Here is a 1,638-nt window from a genome sequence, read left to right on the forward strand (position 1 = left end):
AATCTCCTCCACAGATGCAATTATTCACATACTCATGAGTCAAATATTTAGTGCATGCTACGGCTAAATCTTACGAAGACCCATCAGAAATGGCGGAACTACTATGCGATGAATGCTGGCGTGCCCTTGACGAAAAATTTAGATTCTGCTTCTTGCCCTATGAAAGAGAGATCTTAAAAGAGCTTGCAGAGCTTATTTATAAATACTTTAAAGACGGGAGTTTATTGAAAGGCGAAGAAGACGGTGACTATCTAGTATATCAGAATAAATCTTGGATAGAGGTCAGAGAGTTGGCTCTAAAAACAATCCAAATTTTTGGTTATGAGCTTGACGACTTCGACTATGACTAAAAGCCTTATAAGGAAAATAGAATATGTATAAGCAAATAAAAAAGCTGCTAGAAAAGAGCGGCATAGAATTGAGCGATGGTTTGAAAGAGAGCGAAATAGACAAAATAGAGCAAATTTATGAGTTTAAATTTCCAAAAAGCCTAAAAGATTTTTTGTCATATACATTGCCTATTTCGGTAGAATTTTATAATTGGAGAGACTTTAGCGATGAAAATATAAAGGAGATAAAGCAGGCTATGAACTACGTCTTTGAGTACTTAAAAAACGATCCTATTGATGAAATTTTTCCAAATGAGGGCTATTGGAATACGCAAAAATGGGATCCGATGCCCGAAGACCAATCTCGCAAGCGAGCCATTATACTAGAAGCAGCCAAAATAGCGCCTAAGATTATACCTTATATTCTCATAGGTATATGCCGTGTATTAAATTACCGGATCCACCGGTCTTATCTATATACTATACCGACGTCATCTATTATGGGAAAAATTTATATGACTACTTTTTGAGGGAATTTAGCAAAAATCCTCTTGAGCCGGTCGGAAAATGCCCGTATGTGCCTTTTTGGTCTGATTTATACTAAAATTTAATAAAGGCAAGTTTGCGTTAATTTACGTTTGTTTGATTTTTAGAATTTTAAGAAAATATGCGTTAGTATAATTAAAGCGAGGAAAAATGACGGAAGTAGTGATTGACTTTGATGAGTTACAAAAAGACAGAAGATATATTGATGAGTGGCATGATTATTGCCCCAAAGAAATAGAGAATAAGTTATACTCATATTTATCTGAAAAGTTGTCTTTGCCGCTACGTATCGGCCCTGATGCATTCGCGGATTTCTTTTGGTTTCTGCGATTTAAGGAATGGAAAGACTACAGCGAGGAAGAATGGGAGCAATATGAAGATAAGGACGAATGGGAAAGCTATAGCGAATACATCGAAGAAAAAGAGGAAAACTCACGATGCGGTTTAAAAAATAAGCAAGGCGTTCGAGACGATTTAAAGTTGATTTTCTTAAATTTTAATACATTTAAGAAAAAATACAGCGATTTGGCTAAACAGCTGCTAGATGTGATAAAATTTACGCTCTCGGAGACCGCCAAATACCCAGATTACGATGACTTGCTTGATATTCAAATAGAAATTCGAAGCTAGAAGATTATGAAGCGGCGATGAGAAATAAATTCGAGAAAAGAAGCGAATGAGATATAACGATCTGATATTTTTTAAATTTATTCCGTAATTACAAAGATAAATTTGCCGGAGTCGGTCGGCGCGACTTTGTAAT

At 35.7% G+C, this 1,638-nt stretch carries 3 protein-coding genes; all 3 read left to right on the top strand.

From position 1 onward, the window contains the following. Positions 1 to 89 precede the first annotated feature (89 nt). The 3 genes from Q0277_RS03595 (at position 90) to Q0277_RS03605 (ending at position 1,505) form a co-directional block, all read left to right on the top strand. On the top strand, positions 90 to 350 hold the full coding sequence (locus Q0277_RS03595; protein ID WP_297995680.1) for a hypothetical protein: 261 nt from the start codon (positions 90 to 92) through the stop codon (positions 348 to 350). A gap of 23 nt (positions 351 to 373) precedes the next feature. Beyond that, positions 374 to 859: a hypothetical protein gene (locus Q0277_RS03600; RefSeq protein WP_297995682.1), complete on the top strand. Its 486-nt coding sequence runs from the start codon at positions 374 to 376 to the stop codon at positions 857 to 859. 166 nt (positions 860 to 1,025) lie between these two features. Next, positions 1,026 to 1,505 (top strand): hypothetical protein, encoded by a 480-nt coding sequence (locus tag Q0277_RS03605; protein ID WP_297995684.1) that lies wholly within the window; start codon positions 1,026 to 1,028, stop codon positions 1,503 to 1,505. Positions 1,506 to 1,638 lie beyond the last annotated feature (133 nt).

The sequence above is a fragment of the uncultured Campylobacter sp. genome (genome assembly GCF_938030815.1).
Taxonomy (GTDB): Bacteria; Campylobacterota; Campylobacteria; order Campylobacterales; family Campylobacteraceae; genus Campylobacter_B.

Coding starts and splice junctions, on each gene's coding strand:
- Q0277_RS03595 (WP_297995680.1), top strand. CDS start 90: ATGGCGGAACTACTATGCGATGAATGCTGGCGTGCCCTTGACGAAAAA.
- Q0277_RS03605 (WP_297995684.1), top strand. CDS start 1,026: ATGACGGAAGTAGTGATTGACTTTGATGAGTTACAAAAAGACAGAAGA.
- Q0277_RS03600 (WP_297995682.1), top strand. CDS start 374: ATGTATAAGCAAATAAAAAAGCTGCTAGAAAAGAGCGGCATAGAATTG.